At 72.8% G+C, this 18,466-nt stretch carries 18 protein-coding genes; 7 read left to right on the top strand and 11 right to left on the bottom strand.

Features of this window, described 5'->3' with window-relative positions; translation table 11 throughout:
* Positions 1-28 precede the first annotated feature (28 nt).
* The gene (locus tag ABD371_RS01980; protein WP_344471917.1) at positions 29-742 is read right to left on the bottom strand and encodes a GDSL-type esterase/lipase family protein; all 714 of its coding nucleotides are present in this window, start codon (positions 740-742) and stop codon (positions 29-31) included.
* 136 nt (positions 743-878) lie between these two features.
* Here ABD371_RS01980 and ABD371_RS01975 point away from each other — a divergent pair, with 136 nt between their 5' ends.
* Positions 879-1,880, top strand: a complete 1,002-nt coding sequence (locus ABD371_RS01975; RefSeq protein WP_344471916.1) for an SdiA-regulated/phytase-like domain-containing protein — start codon at positions 879-881, stop codon at positions 1,878-1,880.
* Here ABD371_RS01975 and ABD371_RS01970 read toward each other — a convergent pair.
* On the bottom strand, positions 1,855-2,658 hold the full coding sequence (locus ABD371_RS01970) for a TetR/AcrR family transcriptional regulator (RefSeq protein WP_344471915.1): 804 nt from the start codon (positions 2,656-2,658) through the stop codon (positions 1,855-1,857). The genes ABD371_RS01975 and ABD371_RS01970 overlap by 26 nt on opposite strands.
* Before the next feature lie 130 nt (positions 2,659-2,788).
* On the opposite strand from ABD371_RS01970, the gene ABD371_RS01965 reads away from it, so the two are divergent.
* Both ABD371_RS01965 and ABD371_RS01960 read left to right on the top strand, forming a co-directional pair.
* Positions 2,789-3,760 (top strand): ATP-binding cassette domain-containing protein, encoded by a 972-nt coding sequence (locus tag ABD371_RS01965; protein WP_344471914.1) that lies wholly within the window; start codon positions 2,789-2,791, stop codon positions 3,758-3,760.
* Positions 3,757-4,635 (top strand): ABC transporter permease, encoded by an 879-nt coding sequence (locus tag ABD371_RS01960; protein ID WP_381734315.1) that lies wholly within the window; start codon positions 3,757-3,759, stop codon positions 4,633-4,635. The genes ABD371_RS01965 and ABD371_RS01960 overlap by 4 nt, the downstream gene beginning before the upstream one ends.
* Positions 4,636-4,709: 74 nt before the next feature.
* Here the strand turns inward: ABD371_RS01960 and serC are convergent, their stop codons facing one another.
* Together serC and ABD371_RS01950 are read right to left on the bottom strand one after the other, a co-directional pair.
* Positions 4,710-5,828 carry a phosphoserine transaminase gene (gene serC / locus ABD371_RS01955; RefSeq protein ID WP_344471913.1) on the bottom strand — a complete coding sequence of 373 codons (1,119 nt, stop codon included), beginning with the start codon at positions 5,826-5,828 and terminating at the stop codon, positions 4,710-4,712.
* A gap of 78 nt (positions 5,829-5,906) precedes the next feature.
* Positions 5,907-6,518 carry a GTP-binding protein gene (locus tag ABD371_RS01950; RefSeq protein ID WP_373305598.1) on the bottom strand — a complete coding sequence of 204 codons (612 nt, stop codon included), beginning with the start codon at positions 6,516-6,518 and terminating at the stop codon, positions 5,907-5,909.
* A gap of 221 nt (positions 6,519-6,739) precedes the next feature.
* Between ABD371_RS01950 and ABD371_RS01945 the strand changes: the two genes are divergently transcribed.
* Positions 6,740-9,556: an FAD-binding and (Fe-S)-binding domain-containing protein gene (locus ABD371_RS01945; RefSeq protein ID WP_344471912.1), complete on the top strand. Its 2,817-nt coding sequence runs from the start codon at positions 6,740-6,742 to the stop codon at positions 9,554-9,556.
* A gap of 99 nt (positions 9,557-9,655) precedes the next feature.
* Here the strand turns inward: ABD371_RS01945 and ABD371_RS01940 are convergent, their stop codons facing one another.
* From ABD371_RS01940 to ABD371_RS01915, 6 genes are all read right to left on the bottom strand, one after another.
* Positions 9,656-10,306 (bottom strand): hypothetical protein, encoded by a 651-nt coding sequence (locus ABD371_RS01940; protein ID WP_344471911.1) that lies wholly within the window; start codon positions 10,304-10,306, stop codon positions 9,656-9,658.
* A 13-nt stretch (positions 10,307-10,319) separates the two neighbouring features.
* Positions 10,320-11,126, bottom strand: a complete 807-nt coding sequence (locus tag ABD371_RS01935) for a GNAT family N-acetyltransferase (RefSeq protein ID WP_344471909.1) — start codon at positions 11,124-11,126, stop codon at positions 10,320-10,322.
* A gap of 209 nt (positions 11,127-11,335) precedes the next feature.
* Positions 11,336-11,467: a hypothetical protein gene (locus ABD371_RS01930; protein WP_344471907.1), complete on the bottom strand. Its 132-nt coding sequence runs from the start codon at positions 11,465-11,467 to the stop codon at positions 11,336-11,338.
* Between the two features lie 184 nt (positions 11,468-11,651).
* The gene (locus tag ABD371_RS01925; protein WP_344471905.1) at positions 11,652-11,837 is read right to left on the bottom strand and encodes a hypothetical protein; all 186 of its coding nucleotides are present in this window, start codon (positions 11,835-11,837) and stop codon (positions 11,652-11,654) included.
* Positions 11,838-12,306: 469 nt separating this feature from the next.
* Positions 12,307-12,636, bottom strand: coding sequence for a 4a-hydroxytetrahydrobiopterin dehydratase (locus ABD371_RS01920; protein ID WP_344471903.1), 330 nt, complete (start codon positions 12,634-12,636; stop codon positions 12,307-12,309).
* A 1-nt stretch (position 12,637) separates the two neighbouring features.
* On the bottom strand, positions 12,638-13,882 hold the full coding sequence (locus ABD371_RS01915) for an NsdA family TPR-like regulatory protein (RefSeq protein ID WP_344471901.1): 1,245 nt from the start codon (positions 13,880-13,882) through the stop codon (positions 12,638-12,640).
* 441 nt (positions 13,883-14,323) lie between these two features.
* On the opposite strand from ABD371_RS01915, the gene ABD371_RS01910 reads away from it, so the two are divergent.
* On the top strand, positions 14,324-14,740 hold the full coding sequence (locus ABD371_RS01910) for a hypothetical protein (RefSeq protein WP_344471899.1): 417 nt from the start codon (positions 14,324-14,326) through the stop codon (positions 14,738-14,740).
* A gap of 22 nt (positions 14,741-14,762) precedes the next feature.
* On the opposite strand, the gene ABD371_RS01905 is transcribed toward ABD371_RS01910, so the two are convergent.
* Positions 14,763-15,614: a LysR family transcriptional regulator gene (locus ABD371_RS01905; RefSeq protein ID WP_344471897.1), complete on the bottom strand. Its 852-nt coding sequence runs from the start codon at positions 15,612-15,614 to the stop codon at positions 14,763-14,765.
* A gap of 118 nt (positions 15,615-15,732) precedes the next feature.
* On the opposite strand from ABD371_RS01905, the gene ABD371_RS01900 reads away from it, so the two are divergent.
* Together ABD371_RS01900 and ABD371_RS01895 are read left to right on the top strand one after the other, a co-directional pair.
* Entirely contained in the window at positions 15,733-16,716 is a 984-nt protein-coding gene (locus ABD371_RS01900) for an EamA family transporter (protein WP_344471896.1), read from the top strand.
* Positions 16,717-16,863: 147 nt separating this feature from the next.
* Positions 16,864-18,465: a 4-coumarate--CoA ligase family protein gene (locus tag ABD371_RS01895; protein ID WP_344471895.1), complete on the top strand. Its 1,602-nt coding sequence runs from the start codon at positions 16,864-16,866 to the stop codon at positions 18,463-18,465.
* Position 18,466: the final 1 nt, after the last annotated feature.

The following is an 18,466-nucleotide window of genomic DNA, read 5'->3' as shown; positions in this document are numbered from 1 at the left end:
CGCGCGTTCCCTTTCCGGAGGGGAAGCTTCAGCCCGTTCCGGGGCCGGCCGGGGCGGCCGGGCCGGCCGCCCGGTAGGGCCCGCCGAGCCCCCACGCCTGGTGCATCGCGGTCGCGAACGCCGCCGCCAGCTTGTGTTCGCCCGAGGGGCCGGGGTGGGTGCCGTCGTAGGTGTCCGTGTCGATCGCGTACTCCTCGGGGGGCGAGGCCAGCAGGATCGGCGAGGCCGCGGTGTCCAGCTCCGCCACCTCCTTCGCCAGCGCCGTGTTGAAACGCTCGCACTCCGCCGCGAACGGCGCGTCGTCACGGGCCCGGACGTTCGGGATGACCGGCAGCAGGACCATCCGCAGCCCCGGGGCGGCGGCGCGGGCGGCGGCGACGAAGGCGCGGACATTGCCCGCGGTCTGGCCGCTGTCGGTGTAGAAGCCGAGGTCTATCAGGCCCAGCGACACCAGCAGCACGTCCGGCCGGTGCTCCGCGACCACCGGACCGATCAGCGGGGCCATGTGGAACCAGCCCTCGCCCCAGCCCGCGAGATGGCGGCGGGCCGCCGCCGGGAAGGGGGCCGCGTACTCGGTGGAGACGGCGGTGTCCGTCCCGGCGTCGTACAGCTCCGAGCGGGGGCCGACGATCTCGTGCGGGCCGTCGGGGCAGCCGTCGAGGTGCCGCCACATCCGGTAGCGCCAGGTGTAGTCGCCGGCGCGCCCGACGGTCATGCTGTCGCCGACGAAGAGAAAGCGCATGGGGGTCATCATCGCCGATCACCGTCCGCCGCCGCGCTGTGAGACCGGCCACGGACCGGGCCACGGGCCCGGCCGCGATCGGTACGGGAGCGGTACGGGAGCGGTGCGGGAGCGCGCCGGATGGCAGGCTGGGGCCATGCGTTCGCTCATGTGCGTCACCGCCTCCGCCTCGGCCGCCGCGGCCCTTCTGCTCGCGCTCGCCGCCGCACCCGCGTCGGCCGCGGCCGGGAGGGCCGCGGGCGACCCCGGCTTCACCGTCGAGGACTCCCGGATCACGGAGTCCAGCGGTCTGGCCGCCAGCCGGGCCCACCCGGGGGTGTACTGGACGCACAACGACCAGGACGAGCCGAGGGTCTTCGCGGTCGACTCCCGCACCGGCCGTACGGTCGCCACCGTCACCCTGACCGGCGTCGGCAAGCCCCGGGACATGGAGGCGATCTCGGTCGGCCCCGACGGCCGGGTGTACGTGGGCGACATCGGCGACAACCTCGACGGCTCCTGGCAGCACGTCTGGATCTACGCCTTCCCGGAGCCGAAGAGCCTCGGGGACCTGACCGTCCGGGCGACGCAGTACACGGTGAAGTACGAGGACGGGCCGCGCAACGCCGAGGCGATGATGGTGCATCCCGGGACCGGGCGGGCCTACATCGCGTCCAAGAACGAGGACGGCGGCCATCTGTACGAGGGGCCGGCCCGGCTCACCGCCTCGGGGACGAACACCTTCCGGCGGATCGGGGAGGTGCCGTGGGTGACCGACGGGGCCTTCTCGCCCGACGGGAAGGAGCTGGTGCTCCGCTCGTACTTCAGCGCGCGCGGCTACGCGTGGGAGAAGGGCCGGCTCGGGCCCGACCACCGGGTGCGGGCCCCCATCCAGCGGCAGTCCGAGTCGGTGACCTACACGGCCGACGGCGACGCGCTGATGTTCGGCTCGGAGGGCGTGGGCAGCGCGGTGGAGCGGGTCGAGGTGAAGAAGAGCGGCGGCGGAGGCGGCGACTCACCCGCCAGGGCGGCCGGCTCGGCCGGCGGCGCGCAGGACGAGGAGGAGGGCGGCGACCGGAAGACGGCGTACGGGGTGCTCGCCCTTGCGGGCGCGGTCGCCCTGTTCCTCGGCTTCAAGCGGCTGACCCGCCGGAGCTGACCGCCTTCCCCCCGCCCCGGGTCTCCTCGGCGCGTTCGCGCACCAGCACGGAGAACCCGTCCAGCAGCCGCTTCAGCCCGAACTCGAAGTGGTCGAACTCGTCGCTGAAGGCGTCCTCCCGCAACGAGGCCACCAGCGGGTACTCCCCGCTGACCATCGCCCGCTCCAGGAACGGCTTCTGGCGGTCCCAGAACTCCTCATTGCTCTGCCCGGTGGCCTCCGCCGCCTCGGCGGCCTCCGTCTCCACCCGGGCGATCCCGCTCACGAAGCTCTGCGTCGCGATGATCACCGAGATCAGCTCGGGGTCGGTGAGCCCCATCCCCCGCAGCCCGGTCAGCGCGGCCTCCAGCCCCTTGAGCGCGCTGGGCCCCAGCACCGTCCGCGCCTGGTTGACCTTGAGCAGCCAGGGGTGCGCCCGGTAGAGGGCGAGATACCCCCGGGCCATGGCCTCCGCCTCGGCCCGCCAGTCGGGACGCTCCCCGGGGGCCGGCGGCTCCCAGGACTCGGGGTCGCTGACCCGGTCCAGCATCAGATCGAGCAGCTCGGCCTTGCCGGGGACATAGCGGTACAGACTCATCGCGCCGGTGCCCAGCTCGGTGGCGATGCGCCGCATGGAGACCGCGCCGAGACCCTCCGCGTCGGCGATCTCGACGGCGGCGACCACGATCCGGTCGAGGGTCAGGCCGGGCTTGGGGCCCCGGCTGGGGCGTTCGGCGGTGCCCCACAGCAGCTCCAGGCTGCGGGTGACATCGCCGCTGCCGCTCGTTTCGGTCGTCATGACCTCACCTTATGTGGCGTTCCCGAACGCGCTGGAACAAGAACTGGGTACGGTGTACTCTCATCAGGGTACAGCGTACGCAGTCGAGTTGCGCTGGCCCGCGAGACCACCCGTACGCCCTGGAGGATCTGTGAACGACTACGCCGTACACGCCGAGGCGCTGGAGAAGCGGTACGGCGAGAAGCGCGCCCTGGACGGCTTCGACCTCGCCGTGCGCCGGGGCACCGTGCACGGCCTCCTCGGGCCCAACGGCGCGGGCAAGACCACCGCCGTGCGCGTGCTGGCCACCCTCCTCAGGTTCGACGGGGGCAGCGCCCGGGTCGCGGGCCTCGACGTACGGCGCGAGCCCCGCCGCGTACGGAGCAGGATCGGCCTCACCGGCCAGTACGCCGCCGTGGACGAGGTGATGACCGGACGCCAGAACCTGGAGATGTTCGGCCGGCTCTTCCACCTCGGCGCCCGCCGGGCCCGGCTGCGCGCCGTCGAGCTGCTGGAGCAGTTCGACCTGGTGGACGCCGCCGACAAGGGCGCGGGGAGCTACAGCGGTGGCATGCGGCGGCGGCTCGACCTCGCCTCCTCGATGATCCTCGCCCCCGATGTGCTCTTCCTCGACGAGCCGACCACCGGGCTCGACCCGCGCGGCCGGGGCGAGGTGTGGGACGCGGTCCGCGCACTGGTGGCCGGCGGCACGACCGTACTGCTGACCACCCAGTATCTGGAGGAGGCCGACCAGCTCGCCTCCCGGATCACCGTCATCGACCAGGGGCAGTCCATCGCCGACGACACCCCCGACGGGCTGAAGAACCGCGTCGGCGGCGACCGGGTCGAGGTCGTCGTGAGCGATGTCGCCGACTTCGACCGCGCCCACGCCGTGGTCGCCCGGGTCGCCGAGTCCGCCCCCGAGACCGACCGCAACGAGCGCCGGATCCACGCGCCCGTCCACGACCGTGTCGCGGCCCTCACCGAGGTGGCGCGCACCCTCCAGGACGAGGGCATAGGCGTGGAGGACATCGGACTGCGCAGGCCCAGCCTGGACGATGTCTTCCTCCGGCTGACCGGCCACCGCACGGAGACCGAGACCAAGGAGGAGGCCGCCGCATGAGCGAGGTCCTGGAACGCACCGCGCCCGTCGCCCCGGGTGGGCCCGACCGCGCCGGCAAGGTCGATCTGACCGTCGGCGACCCCGACCAGCGCCGGCTGTACTGGGCGGTGATGGACAGCTGGACCGTGGTGCGCCGAGGGCTCATCCACTACAAGCGCCAGCCCATCATCATCGTCTGGCAGCTCGGCTTCCCGATCCTCTCGGTGCTGCTGTACGCCTATGTCTTCGGCGGCGCGATGAAGTCGCCCGGCGGCGACTACCGCGACTATCTGATGCCCGGCATGTTCGCGATGACGATGGCCATCGGCTTCATGAACACGGCGACCGTCGTCGTCCACGACGCCACCCAGGGCGTCATCGACCGCTTCCGCTCGATGCCCATGGCCCCCTCCGCCGTGGTCGCCGGGCGCGGCGGCAATGACATCCTGGCGGCCGTCGCCGAGCTGGCCATCCTCGCCGCGACGGCGGTCGCCACCGGCTGGCGCTCCGACGGCGGCTTCCTCGCCACCCTCTCCGCCTTCGCGCTGCTGGTGCTGCTCCGCTTCTCGCTGATCTGGCTCGGCGTCTGGCTCGGCCTGCTGATCCCCAGCCCGGAGGCGGCGGGCGGTCTGTACGCCATCGTCTTCCCCATGACGATGATCTCCAGCATCTTCGTCCCGCCGTCCACCATGCCCGACTGGCTGGGCGTGGTCGCGGCCTGGAACCCGCTCTCCTCCACGGCGGCGGCCACCCGTGAGCTGTTCGGCAACCCGGTCGCCAGCGACGGCAGCTGGGTCCAGGAGAACGCGGTGCTGATGGCCGTCGTCTGGCCGCTGGTGCTGACCGCGATCTTCCTGCCGCTCGCGGTCCGGCGCTTCCACCGGCTGAGCCGCTGACGTCCGCGCGGTACGACGGAGGGCCCCGGCGGAAGTGATTCCGCCGGGGCCCTCCCGCGTATGTCCTCAGCCGGTCAGAGCTGGTCGATCACATAGTCGACGCAGGCCGTGAGCGCCTCGACGTCGGCCGGGTCGATCGCCGGGAACATCGCCACGCGCAGCTGGTTCTTGCCGAGCTTGCGGTACGGCTCGGTGTCCACGATCCCGTTCGCCCGCAGCGTCTTGGCGATCAGCGCCGCGTCGATGTCGTCCTCGAAGTCGATGGTGCCGATGACCTGAGAGCGCTTCGCCGGGTCGGTGACGAACGGCGTCGCGTGCTTGGACGCCTCCGCCCAGCCGTACAGCGCCCGCGCGGAGGCCGCCGTGCGCTCCACCGCCCAGTCCAGACCGCCCTGGCCGTTGATCCACTTCAGCTGCTCGTTCAGCAGGAAGAGGGTGGAGAGGGCGGGGGTGTTGTACGTCTGGTTCTTCAGCGAGTTGTCGATCGCGGTCGGCAGGCTGAAGAACTCCGGGATGTGCCGGCCCGAGGCGTGGACGCGCGCCGCGCGCTCCAGGGCGGCCGGGGAGAAGACGCCGATCCACAGGCCGCCGTCGGCCGCGAAGCTCTTCTGCGGGGCGAAGTAGTAGACGTCCGACTCGGTGATGTCCACGGGCAGACCGCCCGCGCCCGAGGTCGCGTCCACCAGCACCAGCGCGCCCTCGTCCGCGCCCGCGACCCGCCTGATCGGGGCCGCGACACCGGTCGAGGTCTCGTTGTGGGTGAGCGCGTAGACATCGACGCCCGCCTCCGCCACCGGCTCCGGGTGGGTGCCCGGCTCGGAGGAGACGACGGTCGGGTCGGCCAGCCACGGGGCGAGCTTGGCCGCCTTCGCGAACTTGGAGGAGAACTCGCCGAAGGACAGGTGCTGGGACTTGTTCTCGATCAGTCCGTGCGTCGCGATGTCCCAGAACGCGGTGGAGCCGCCGTTGCCGAGGACGACCTCGTAGCCCTCGGGGAGCCGGAAGAGATCGCTTACGCCGGAGCGCACCTCGCCGACCAGGTTCTTGACCGGGGCCTGGCGGTGGGAAGTGCCGAGAAGGGAGGTGCCGGTGGCGGCGAGCGCGTCCACCGCCTCCGTACGCACCTTGGAGGGGCCCGCGCCGAAACGGCCGTCGGCGGGCTTGATGTCAGCGGGAATCTGGATATCAGCCACGCATCGGAGCGTATCGGGTCCGCGCGCGACCCGGCCGCCCGGTCCGTCGGCTGAGACACCCGGGCGGCGAGAAATCTTCTATTTCTTCTGGTGCACCGACAGCTCGTGCAGATGCTCCACCAGCGCGATCAGCACGAACTTGCTGGACGAGTGGTCCCGCGCGTCGAACTCCACCAGCGGCACGTCCGGCCCCAGCGCCAGCGCCTGCCGGATGTGCTCGTCGCTGTGGAGCGGCCCGCCGAAGTCGTTGACCGCGACGATGTACGGCATCCCGTGGTACTCCAGCCGGTCCAGCGCGTACCAGGCGTCCGTGGGCCGGCGGGTGTCCACCAGGACCACCGCGCCGATCGTCCCCGAGAGCAACCGCTCCCACAGGAACCAGAAGCGCTCCTGTCCGGGCGCGCCGAAGAGATACAGCACGCTCCGGTCGTCGATGGTGATCCGGCCGAAGTCGAAGGCCACGGTCGTGGCGTTCTTGGCCGAGACACGGCTGGTGTCGTCCAGGGTGAGCCCGGCGCGGCTCATCACTTCCTCCGTGTGCAGCGGACGTATCTCGCTGACGGAGCGGACCATGGTGCTCTTACCGACCCCGAAGCCGCCGACGACGGCGATCTTCAGGGCATTCTCGGCCGGCCCGGGGAGCATCACGCCGAGCTCGGCCGGGTGGACCGCCCGCATACCGCGGGTCATCGCTTCTGGGCGGTGCCGGTCATCGAGTGTTGCCTTCCGAGGGGTGGCGGGGGCATAACTGGAGCCGCTAGTTCCTGATCAAGTTGTCGTCACTATAGGAGAATTGGCGATCACTTTGCGCGCCTCACCCGCGCTTTGCCAAGGGCCCGGTGGACGCAACGGGCACAATCGGCATGTTTCCTTCCTGTGGGGGAGCGTCCGAACGGGGCATCCTGAGACACATGGCCGAACAGCGACCGACCGGGGAACTCGCGTCCGAACTGCGCCGGGCGGTGCGCGGCCGGGTCGACTTCTCCGCCGCCGCCCGCGCCCTGATGACCATGGACGCCTCCAACTACCGCCGGGTGCCCGCCGGAGTCGTCGCCCCGCGCGACACGGACGACGTCGCCGCCGCGCTGGAGATCTGCCGCCGCTTCGGCGTCCCGGTGGTGCCGCGCGGCGGCGGTACGTCCATCGCCGGGCAGGCCACGGGGACCGGCGTAGTGCTCGACTTCACACGCCACATGAACAGCGTCCTCGCCGTCGACAAGGACTCCGCCACGGCCGTCGTCCAGCCGGGAGTGGTCCTCGACACCCTGGTCGACGCGGTCCGGCCGCTCGGCCTCACCTTCGGGCCCGACCCCTCCACCCACTCCCGCTGCACCCTCGGCGGAATGATCGGCAACAACGCCTGCGGGGCGCACTCGGTGGCCTGGGGCACGACCGCCGACAACGTACGCGCCCTGACCGTCATGGCGTACGACGGCACCCCCCACCGTCTCGCCAAAAGCCCCGGCGGCGGCCCCGGAAGCCCCGGCGGTCCGCCCGGTCTCGGCCCCCTCGTCGACGCCCATCTCGCCCTGCTGCGCACCGGATACCCCCAGGACCTCCCGCGCCGGATCTCCGGATACGCCCTCGACGCGCTCCTCCCGGAGAACGGCACCGACCTCGCCCGCGCGTTCTGCGGCAGCGAGGGCACCCTCGCGGTCCTCACCGAGGCCACCGTGCGGCTGGTGCCCGCCCCGCCCGCCCGCGCCCTCGCGGTCCTCGGCTACCCCGACGAGAGCGCGGCGGCCGACGCGGCGGCCGGACTCCTCCCGTACGGCCCGCTGACCGTCGAGGGCATGGCCCGCGACCTCGTCCCCGACGGCCGGGGCCTGCCGCGCGGAGCCGCCTGGCTCTTCGCCGAGACCGGCGGCGACACCCCCGCCGCCGCGCGCGCCGCCGCGAAGACCCTGCTGCGCGCCTCCGACGCGCTGGACGCGACGGTCGTCGACGACCCCGCCGCCGTGCGCGCCCTCTGGCGGATCCGCGAGGACGCCGCCGGCACCGCCACCCGCACCCCCGACGGCGCGGAGGCCTGGCCCGGCTGGGAGGACTGCGCGGTGCCCCCCGCCCGGCTCGGCGCGTACCTCCGCGACTTCCGCGCGCTGCTCGCCGCCCACGGCCTGCGCGGCGCGCCCTACGGCCACTTCGGCGAGGGCTGCGTCCATGTCCGCATCGACTTCGACCTCCTGACCGGCCCCGGCGTACGCGCCTTCCGCCGCTTCTCCGAGGAGACCGCCGACCTCGTCGTCGCCCACGGCGGCTCCCTCTCCGGCGAGCACGGCGACGGCCAGGCCCGCGCCGAGCTGCTGCCGAAGATGTACGGCGAGGAACTCGTCGCCCTCTTCGCCCGCTTCAAGGACCTGTGGGACCCCGACGGCGGCATGAACCCCGGCATGCTGGTCCGCCCGCACCGGCTCGACGAGGGCCTCCGCTTCGCCGTGCTGCCGCCCGCGCCCCTCGACACCGTCTTCGGCCACCACGCCGACGGCGGCGACTTCGCCGGCGCGGTCCGCCGCTGCGTCGGCGTCGCCAAGTGCCGTACGGCGAAACCGGGCACCGACTCCGTGATGTGCCCCTCCTTCCGCGCCACCGGCGAGGAGGAGCACTCCACCCGGGGCCGCGCGCGCCTCCTCCACGAGATGCTCGCGGGCGAGGTCGTCCGCGACGGCTGGCGCTCCACCGAGGTCCGCGACGCGCTCGACCTCTGCCTGAGCTGCAAGGGGTGCCGCAGCGACTGCCCGGTCGGCGTCGACATGGCCGCCTACAAGGCCGAGTTCCTCCACCACCACTACGCGGGCCGCCTCCGCCCGCGCTCCCACTACGCGATGGGCGGCCTCCCGCGCTGGCTGCGCGCCGCCGCGCCCCTCGCCCGCCCGCTCAACGCCCTTGCGGACGTACGCCCGCTCGCGTCGGCCGCCCGGCTGCTGGCCGGCATCGACCCCCGGCGCCCGCTCCCGAAGCTCGCGCCGGTCACCCTCACCCGGCTGCTGGGCGACCGCCCGGCGGACGGCCCCGTCTCGGCGGTGCTCTGGCCCGACACCTTCACCCAGTACCTCGCCCCGGCGGCGGGCCTCGCGGCGGTACGCGTCCTGAGCGCGGCCGGTCTGCCGGTCACCCTCCCCGCCGGGCCCGTCTGCTGCGGCCTCACCCACATCTCCACCGGCCGCCTCACCCGCGCCCGCGCGGTGCTGCGCCGCACCCTCGACACCGTCGAACCCCTCCTGGACCTCGGCGTCCCCGTCACCGTCCTGGAACCCAGCTGCGCCGCCACCCTCAAGACCGACCTCCCCGAACTGCTCGGCGACGACCCGCGCGCGGCCCGGCTCGCCTCCTCGGTCCGCACCTTCGCCCAGACCCTGGAGGAGTACGCCCCCGGGTGGACGCCGCCCCGGCTGGGCCGCGAGATCGCCGGCCAGACCCACTGCCACCAGCACTCCGTACTCGGCGACGCCGCCGAACGCCGGCTGCGCGCCCGGGCCGGCCTCAGCGGTGAACTCAGCGGCGGCTGCTGCGGTCTCGCGGGGAACTTCGGCTTCGAACGCGGCCACCGCCACTACGAGGTCTCCACCGCCTGCGCCGGGGAACAGCTCCTCCCGGCGGTCCGCGCCGCCGCCCCCGGCACCGAGATCCTCGCCGACGGCTTCTCCTGCCGCACCCAGCTCGACCAGCTCGCGGGCGTACGGGCCCGCCACTTGGCGGAGGTGCTGGCGGAGGGCCTGGAACAGCCCTGAGCGGGCCGCGGCCGGCCCGTGCCGGTCAGGCGTCGCCCCATGGCCGTGTCTCCGGCCGGCCCAGGTACGGCGTACCCCCGCCCGGCCCGGTCGGCGGACTCAGGCCCGCCCCAGCCCACCCACCTCCGCGAGGACATGCCCGTCCCCGCCCCCGCACCACCACACGGCTCGCTCCGCGCGCTCGGCGGCATGAGCGCCCAGCCGGTGCTCCGCGCACTGCGGCCACACCGTCCAGGTCTCCTCCAGCAGCCCCGCGTGCACCATCTCCGCGACCGCCGCCACCGCCCCGGCCATGTCCTCGCCGCTGGACGGCGGAAGCGTCCCGTCGTTGCCGAGCAGCCGCCCGCTCGCCAGCCTCACCACGGCCGCCTCCGGATAGGTGCTCTCCTCCACCACCACCTCGGGTTCGCCCTCGATCCCGCGCGTCCGCAGATCCCGTGTCACCACCCGCAGCGCCCGCCGCAGCGTCTCCAGCCGCCCCGGCTCCAGGTCGAACCCCGGCTCGAACCCGATCTCCTCCAGCACGCCCCGCGCCAGCACTGCCATCTCGGCCGCCGGGACCCGCGAGGGATCCCGCTCCACGACCTCCCGCACGGCCTCCCCGCCGCCGCCCCAGTCCAGCAGCTCACAGGCGAGCGCGACCACATCCCCGGCGTCGAGCGGCCCGTCGCGCAGCCCGACGTACACCCGGGCGCTCAGCCGATTGATCGTCGCTTCGACGGCCGCGTACATGTCCGCGTGTCTGTCCACAGCCCGGCCCGCCTCAGCCGGTCGCGGTCTGCGGCAGCGCCGTGAACGTGGCCTCGGCGAACTCCGTGACCTCCGAGAAGCCGAGCCTCCGGTAGAGCCCGACGGCCGTCGCGTTGTCCGCCCGCACATTCAGCCCGATGTGATCCACGCTCTCCCCCAGCCGCCGGCACAGCGCGGCCACACACGCCCCGCCCGCCCCCTGCCCCCGCACCCCGGGATCCGTCGCCACATTCCCGATCGCCGCGACCCGGTACTCGGCCGAGTACACATGCACCCCCGCCACCGCGACCAGCCGCCCGTCCCGCCTCGCCCCCATGTACTGCCCGGTGTCCAGCATCCGCCGGTCGAACCAATTCCCCGGATACGCCCGCCCGAACAGCTCCAGCAACTCCGGCAGATCCCCCCGCCCCAACAACTCCGGCCGCCACACCCCCTCCGGATGCGCCGCCGCCCGCCCCGGCTCCGTCAGCACCATTCGCACCAGCGTCCCGTGCGACTCCACCTCGTACCCCGCCGCCGCCAGCACCTTCCCCGCCTCCCCGGTCACATGCCCGAAGAACCGCCTCGGCAGCACCGGCCCCAGCGCCCCGGCCAACTCCTCCAGCCCGGCGGCCTCCCCCGCCCGCGAGAACGCGAGCAGCGTCGGAATCTCCCCCACCGCGTACAACAGCGCGACCGGCCCGTCCTCCGACACCGTGTACCAACTGGTGTGCGCCCACAGCAGATCGTCGAGATCGCCGAGTTCCATCAGATGCATCGCCGGGTCGCGCCCAAAGCGTTCGGCCAGGGCGGATCGGTCATGAAGACTACGAAGGGTCACCCATTCAGCGTACGGCGCGACCCGATTCCGTCGGCTCAGCCGTCGAGCCGACCGCTTCCGCTCCACGCCGCGCCGACCGGTCCCGAGCCATGGCCCTGCCCTGATTCGTCAACGCTGTCCGCCCCGGACACCCTGATCGGGGCGGACGGGGCGGCGCGCCTTGTTCTCGCACCGTCCCCGCCCTACCGTCCCGGCATGGATCTCCTCGATCAGCTCTCCGAGATGCCCCAGTCCTCCACGGCGGACGCCGCTCTCCTCCTCGACATGATCGTCACCCGCGCCGGGGAGACCGGAATCCCCACCGCGCTCACCGAGGACGGAACACCCGTGGCCGTCGTCATGTCCTGGGAGGTCTTCGAGCGACTGGAGTCCGCCACCGCCGGCCTGCGGCGCGCCGAACACCGATTGGCGGGATGCCGTTTCGGCCCGGTGGAGCCCGCCGAGGGCGTCGACTGCGGCTGCCGTACGGCGGAGGAGGTCACGGGTGGGCGGATGACGAACGCCACGGGCCAACCGATGCCTGGTCTATGCCGTCTCCGACCGTGGATCGAGGGTCATGACGTCGTGGACCGGGGCTCCGTCCCATGGGCGGGTCTCGCCCGCCTTTCGGTATCCCCACGCCCGGTACGTTTCCCGCGCGGCCTCGGCGTCCTGGCGGACATTGAGAAGTACGTGCTCTTCCGCCGCGTCGGCGATGAGCGCGGCATGCATGCACCGGGCCACTCCAAGCCTGCGCCAAGGGGCGCGTACCGCGAGTTCCATCAGGCCGAAGGTCCGGCGGCCGTCCTCACGGCGAAGGTCGTCGGGGGCGGGCGGGGCGATCCGGTCCCACCAGCCGGTGCGGGGGCCGAGGGGGTACCCGTAAGCCGATGCCGACCGGCTCGCCTTGGCGTGTGCGGGCGAGGACCGCGCGGAAGGTCTGTTTCCGTGTCTGGGAGCGGAAGCGGCGGAAGCAGGCGGTCACGTCGGCTTCCGTTTCGTTGTACGGGGGTTCCGCGAAAGTCTCGGCGTACACCAGCCGGAAGGCTTGCTCCGCCCGCGCCGAGGCCGGTCCGTTCAGGCACTCGACGGCGATCGCTCCTTGCCGCGTCATGGGGAACCTCCCTGTCTCGTCTGCCGCGCCGGATCGGGAATCGCGGATCCAGCCCGGCTGGACGGATAGCGGTCAGCGTGCTCCTGCTCAGGAGTCTGGTCTCGTTTCGGGTGTGGCTCCGTGGGCGTGGGCGATGCCGTCGATGCGGTGTGCGAGATCGAAGTCGGCGGTGGTGAGGCGGTGTCCGGCGTCGTGGGTGGTGATGGTGAAGCGGACGTGGTCCCAGCGGAGGTCGATGTCGGCGTGGTGGCCGATGAGGCGTTCGACGTCCGCGACGTGCACGATCAGCGCGACGCCGCCGTGGTAGCGGATGGCGAAGGACCGGGTGATCTGCTCTCCGTGGCGCTGCCAGCCCGGAGCCAGGGTCAACTGCTCGGTGATCTCGTCCTCGGTCAGTACGACTGGCGTGCCCGCCATGTCATCCCCTCTCGGTCACGGGTGCCAGAACCTCGGCGAGGTCCCGGCCGACCGGCGCATCGTGCCACGGGCTCATCGCGCGTTCCAGGGTGGCCAGTTCGTGGGCCATGCGAGCGGATTGGGTCTCCACGGCGATGCCCGCGACCTTGCGGGCGATCTCCAGTGCCTGGTCCGGACGCCGTGCGGTCGCCGCTGCGGTGGCGTGACGGGCGAGGTACACCCCACGGTCACGGCGAGCGGTCTCCGGTACGACCGTGAGTACCTGTGTCCACAAGGCTTCCGCTTCCACGCCGAGCCCAAGACGTCCGTAACAGGTGGCTCGCTGTACTTCGAGATAGCCGGGTGTCCTGCGGCAGGCGTTGCCCCAGGGAAGGTCGTCGTCGACGCGCGGCAGCATCGCGCCCGCTTCGTCGAGGAGGCGGTCCACGGTGCTGCGGTCTCCGATGAGGCTCGCGCCGTGAGCGTGCTGCTGCATCGCCATGATTCTGACCTTCGGCACGAGCAGGCGGGAGTCCTCCAGGGCCGCCTCGCAGAGATCGACCACCGCCCGGCCGTCCCCGAGGTCTGTGCGCACATGCGCCTGGTTGACCAGGGAGTACCCGATGAGATGCGGGTCGCGGGACCGTATGGCGATTTCCTGGGTGATGCCCCGCCAGAAGAGCGCGCCTTCCAGGTCGCCGGCGTCCTGGTAGAGCCACCCGACCAGCGCGGCATAGGCCGCGCCGACCCGCAGGAGCCCCCGGCGGGTCGTCCCCTTGGCGGAGCGCACCAGCTTGTCGATGAGCTGATACTGCGCGCTCACCGTTCCGATGAGGTCATGCGGCCCGAGGAACATGTCGGCCCGGTAGTGCCCTTCCAGCTGCTGTTGGAAGTAGTCGATCAGGGCGGGGTCCACATGCTGCGGAACCGTGGGCCCGGCTATGAGCGCCGCTGCGGTGACTGAGGTAAAGGCCCTGCGTTTCACATCGTCCTCGTGATGATGCTCGGGGCGGATCCAGCCTGGTGGGGTGGTGAATCCCAGATCTTCGGGCCAATGGCCGAGCGCGTCGTGGATGACGATCGCGGTCTCCTCCGGAGGCCAGCCGGGGCGCTCGCCCTCCCAGCGTCTCCAGGTCCTCGGCGAGACGTTGAAGTGCCGTTCGTCCAAGAGATGTTGGCCGTGCGAGGAGATCCGCTCGGCTGCCTGCTCGACGGTGCGCCAGCCCCTGCGCAGACGGGCGGCTCTGAGAGCGTCATTACGGCTCATGCGCTCAGTCTGAGGTGTCATCGCCCTTCGTTCCCGTCATGGCCGCCACTCGGCCGCGCATGGCCACGCCACGGCCTACTGCTCACCCTGTGCGCTTCCTCATGATCAATGAGTGATGAGGGAGTGGTGCGGAATTCGACCGGACGCCCCTCGAACGGTGTGAGGAGCATCGGTGAAGGAACAACAGCCCCAGGACGCCCCGGCGAGGGAGCCCGCGCAGTCGGCACCTGGCCCCGAGGCGGGGTCGGTGGTGCGGGATACCGCGTCGAGGCGGGTGGGCCGGGTGATGGGTCTGGTCGGGGGACGGGTCCAGTTGCGGCCGCTCAATGGCGGGTGTGAGTGGGACGCGATGCCGGGGGATCTGAGTCCGGCCATACAGTCCGACGCGATGAGCGCGGCCGTGGCCGAGGCGAACGCTTATGCGGTGAGCCGGTGGGGGCGATGACGGTGCTCTCCACGGTGAAACCGGACGAGAGCCGGTTCGTCTGCGCGGCGACCGTGCGGCTCCCGCTTCAGCTGGTGGTGCTGGCGTTGGAGATCACCCCGGACGAGCGGGGTCATCCGATGGAGGTGGCCACGGAGCTGCGCTGCGGCCTGGAAGAGCACGCTGACGGGGCCCACTTTGACCTGGTCCGCGAGCTGGACGATGCGAGCGGGGGCGAGGTCTGGACCCGGTGGGAGGAGGGGCAGGTCCCGGAGGGGGTCGCGGTGCTGGCCGACTGCGGGGCGGACAACGGGAGGCCGGGCGGGGAGAACGAGGCGTGTGCGCTCTACCGGGGGCATGGCGGCGGGCACAGCTTTGAGTACGCGGACCCGGAGTACGAGGTGCTGCTCACCGAGGAGCTTTGGCCCGGCTGAACGGAGCCGGGCCCGCAGGGCTCTACCGGGTCAGTTCGCGCGCCAGGGCGATCAGGTCCGCCAGGGCCGGGTGGTTGGAGTGGGCGCGGTGGGCGAGGAGGACGGGGACGGGGGGTGCGTCGGGGAGGGGGCGGTAGGTGACGCCGGGGTGGGGGTGCATTTGGGCGGTGGAGGCGACGGAGACGCCCGCGCCGCGGCCGGCGGCGATGGCGGTGAGCCAGTCGTCGGTGTTGGTGACGGTGAGGTGGGAGGACGGGCGGGCGTCGGGGGGCCAGAGGTCGAGGGTGGTGACGCCGGAGACCTCGTTGACCAGGACCGGGCCGGAGGCGAGGTCGGTGAGGGTGAGGCGGGGGAGGGCGGCGAGGGGGCCGTCGGAGGTGATGGCGGCGACGCGGGGTTCGAGGAAGAGCAGCTCGGTGACGAGCCCGGGGGCGTCGACCGGGCCGCGCAGTACGGCGGCGTCCACCTCGCCCCGGGCGAGACCGGCGGTGCGGTCGTCGATGCGGAGCAGCTCCAGCGGGGTGTCCGGGTGCTCCTGCTCCCAGCGGCGGAGCAGCGGGGTGGTGTAGGGGCCGAGGGCGGACCAGGCGTGGCCGAGCCGCAGCGGCCAGCGGCGGAGCCGGGCGGAGTCGAGGGCCTCGTCGAAGGCGGCGACGGCGGTGGCCGCCTTGTCGCGGAAGACCCGGCCCTCGGCGGTGAGGGCGAGATGGTGGGTGGAGCGGTCCACCAGCCGGGTGCCCACATGTTTCTCCAGGGCGGCCAGCGCCCGGGAGACGGCGGGCTGTGTCAGATGCAGCCGCTGCGCGGCCCTCGTCACGCTCGACTCCTCGGCGATGGCGAGGAAGGCGCGGAGGTGACGCAGCTCGATACTCATGCGCCCGGAGCATAACCGCAGCCCAGTCGGCATTTCACGCGCCGCGCGGGGCCCCGTAGCGTGGCAGCTCGTACGAGCTGTACGGGTCGTACGGGGTTTTCCACGAAGGGAGCAGTCGGTGGACGAGGTGCGCAGTCCTGTCGCGGGGGTCGCCGAACCCGGGGCAGCCGCCGCGCTCGCCGGGGCGGACGGGTCCGCGGAGGCGGGTGCCAAGGGCTCGCGGTGGAGCCTCGGGCCGGTCGGGCTGGTGGTCGCCGGGGGGCTCTCGGTGCAGTTCGGCGCGGCGGTGGCGGTGCTGCTGATGCCGCGCGCGGGCGCGCTCGGAGTCGTCACGCTGCGGCTGGTGCTGGCGGCCGTCGTCCTGCTCGTGATCTGCCGGCCCAGGCTGCGCGGGCACTCGCGCGCCGACTGGGGCACGGTGGTCGCCTTCGGCGCGGCGATGGCCGCCATGAACATCCTCTTCTACCAGGCCGCCGACCGGATCCCGCTCGGCGCGGCCGTCACCCTGGAGGTGCTCGGCCCGCTGGCCCTCTCCGTGATCGTCTCCCGGCGGCTGGTGAATCTGGTCTGGGCGGGGCTCGCCCTCGTCGGCGTCCTCCTCCTCAGCGGCGGGGGCTTCGACCGGCTCGACCCGGTGGGCGCGCTGTTCGCGCTGGCGGCGGGCGGGATGTGGGCCGCGTACATCGTCTTCAGCGCCCGCACCGGACGCAGGTTCCCGCAGGCCGACGGGCTGGCGCTGGCGATGGGCGTGGGCGCGCTGATCAGTCTGCCGCTGGGGATCGCCGAGTCCGGGACCAAGCTGATCGATCCGTCGATCCTGCTGCTGGGGCTCGGGGTGGCGCTGATGTCGTCCGTGCTCCCGTACACGCTGGAGCTGCTCGCCCTGCGCCGGATGGCGTCGTCCACCTTCGCCGTCCTGATGAGTCTGGAGCCCGCGATAGCGGCGGCGGCGGGCTTCCTCGTACTGAGTCAGGCGCTCTCGCTCACGGACGCGCTGGCGATCGCGCTGGTCATCGCGGCGAGCATGGGAGCGGTACGGACCCAGACCCGGCGCCGGACGCCGGGGCCCGTGAAACCGGAGCCCGTGGAGACCGGACGGTAGAACGCGCGCCGGGTGTCCCTGGCGTACCGCCCGCCCCTGGAGCCACGGCCCCGGGCCGTCCCGCCCGATCTCATCGCTTCCCGGGACTCCCCAAGCCGGGCCGTCAGCCGCGATTCTGGCCGTCCACTCAGCGTAGAGGGGGCTCCGATGGTCGATCACGAGCACGAGCACGTCTTCCGCAGCCATTACCCCGAGGCCCGGCCGGTCCGCCTGCCCATCCACGACGCGGTGCTCGGCCGGGCCGCCGAGCGCGGCGGGGCCACCGCCCTGATCGACGCGGCGACCGGCACCGCCGTCAGCTACGCGCAGCTCGACCGCGCCCACCGGGGGATCGCCGCCGGGCTCGCCCGGGCCGGGCTGCGCGAGGGGGACGTACTGGCGCTGCACAGCCCCAACTCCATCGCCTACCCCGGCGTCTTCTACGGGGCCACCCGCGCCGGGGCCTCGGTCACCACCGTGCATCCGCTCGCGACGGCGGAGGAGTTCGCCACCCAGCTCCGGGGCGCGGGCGCGCGCTGGATCGTCACCGTCGCGCCGCTGCTGGAGACCGCGCGCAGGGCCGCCGAGCTGGCCCCGGGGATCGAGGAGATCTTCGTCTGCGACCGGGCCGAGGGGCATGCGAGCGTGCTGGACATGGCCGAATCGGCCGCGCCGGAGCCCGTCGTCGCCATCGACCCGGACGAGGACGTCGCGGTACTGCCGTACTCCTCCGGCACCACCGGCGCGCCCAAGGGCGTCATGCTCACCCACCGCTCCATCGCCACCAATCTGGCGCAGCTGGAGGTCCCGCTGCCGATGGGCCCCGGCGACCGGATCCTCGCCGTACTGCCGTTCTTCCACATCTACGGCCTCACGGCGCTGATGAACGCCCCGCTGCGCAAGGGGGCGACCGTCGTCGTGCTCTCCCGCTTCGAGATCGAGTCCTTCCTCGGCGCGATCGAGAGACACCGCGTCACCGCCCTGTTCGTGGCCCCGCCGATCGTCCTCGCGCTGGCCAGGCACCCGGCGGTGGCGCGGTACGACCTCTCCTCGCTGGAGTACGCCATCAGCGCCGCCGCGCCGCTGGACGCAGGCCTGGCGGCCGTCTGCTCCGAGCGGCTGGGGCTGCCGCCGATGGGACAGGCGTACGGCATGACGGAACTCTCGCCCGCCACCCATGTCGTGCCGCCGGCCGGCCCGCCCGCGCCGCCGGGCACCGTCGGCAGGCTGCTCCCGTCGACGGAGCTGAGGCTGCTGCCGCTCGACGGAAGCGGGAAGAGGGTGGTCGGCCCCGGCGAGGAGGGCGAGATCGCGATCCGGGGGCCGCAGGTGATGAAGGGCTATCTCGGCCTGGCCGAAGCCACCGCCGAGATGATCGACGAGGACGGCTGGCTGCGCACCGGGGACATCGGACGGGTGGACGCGGACGGCTGGCTGTATGTGGTCGACCGGGTCAAGGAGCTGATCAAGTACAAGGGGTACCAGGTCGCGCCCGCCGAACTGGAGGCGCTGCTGCTCACCCACGACCGCATCGCCGACGCGGCGGTGGTCGGGGTCCCGGACGAGGACGGCTCGGAGATCCCGAAGGCGTATGTCGTACGGCGGCCGGGGGCCGTGAGGCTGACGGAGGACGAGGTGATGGCGTTCGTGGCGGGGCGGGTCGCCCCGTACAAGAGGGTCCGCCGGGTGTCGTTCGTCGCGGGCGTGCCGCGCGCCGCCTCGGGGAAGATCCTCCGGCGGCAGCTGAGGGAGCGGGAGGAGTCCGGGTGAG

The organism is Streptomyces amakusaensis (assembly GCF_039532665.1).
Taxonomy (GTDB): Bacteria; Actinomycetota; Actinomycetes; order Streptomycetales; family Streptomycetaceae; genus Streptomyces; species Streptomyces amakusaensis.
The sequence above is the reverse complement of the archived record's forward strand: the minus strand, read 5'-3'. Positions and strand labels throughout refer to the sequence as shown.

Bases quoted from the DNA above. Each gene is read 5' to 3' on its own strand.
- ABD371_RS01980 (WP_344471917.1), bottom strand. From the start codon at position 742: ATGCGCTTTCTCTTCGTCGGCGACAGCATGACCGTCGGGCGCGCCGGC.
- ABD371_RS01975 (WP_344471916.1), top strand. From the start codon at position 879: ATGCGTTCGCTCATGTGCGTCACCGCCTCCGCCTCGGCCGCCGCGGCC.
- ABD371_RS01970 (WP_344471915.1), bottom strand. From the start codon at position 2,658: ATGACGACCGAAACGAGCGGCAGCGGCGATGTCACCCGCAGCCTGGAG.
- ABD371_RS01960 (WP_381734315.1), top strand. From the start codon at position 3,757: ATGAGCGAGGTCCTGGAACGCACCGCGCCCGTCGCCCCGGGTGGGCCC.
- ABD371_RS01950 (WP_373305598.1), bottom strand. From the start codon at position 6,518: ATGACCCGCGGTATGCGGGCGGTCCACCCGGCCGAGCTCGGCGTGATG.
- ABD371_RS01945 (WP_344471912.1), top strand. From the start codon at position 6,740: ATGGCCGAACAGCGACCGACCGGGGAACTCGCGTCCGAACTGCGCCGG.
- ABD371_RS01930 (WP_344471907.1), bottom strand. From the start codon at position 11,467: ATGACGACGGCCACGGGTGTTCCGTCCTCGGTGAGCGCGGTGGGGATT.
- ABD371_RS01925 (WP_344471905.1), bottom strand. From the start codon at position 11,837: ATGCATGCCGCGCTCATCGCCGACGCGGCGGAAGAGCACGTACTTCTC.
- ABD371_RS01920 (WP_344471903.1), bottom strand. From the start codon at position 12,636: ATGGCGGGCACGCCAGTCGTACTGACCGAGGACGAGATCACCGAGCAG.
- ABD371_RS01915 (WP_344471901.1), bottom strand. From the start codon at position 13,882: ATGAGCCGTAATGACGCTCTCAGAGCCGCCCGTCTGCGCAGGGGCTGG.
- ABD371_RS01910 (WP_344471899.1), top strand. From the start codon at position 14,324: ATGACGGTGCTCTCCACGGTGAAACCGGACGAGAGCCGGTTCGTCTGC.
- ABD371_RS01905 (WP_344471897.1), bottom strand. From the start codon at position 15,614: ATGAGTATCGAGCTGCGTCACCTCCGCGCCTTCCTCGCCATCGCCGAG.
- ABD371_RS01895 (WP_344471895.1), top strand. From the start codon at position 16,864: ATGGTCGATCACGAGCACGAGCACGTCTTCCGCAGCCATTACCCCGAG.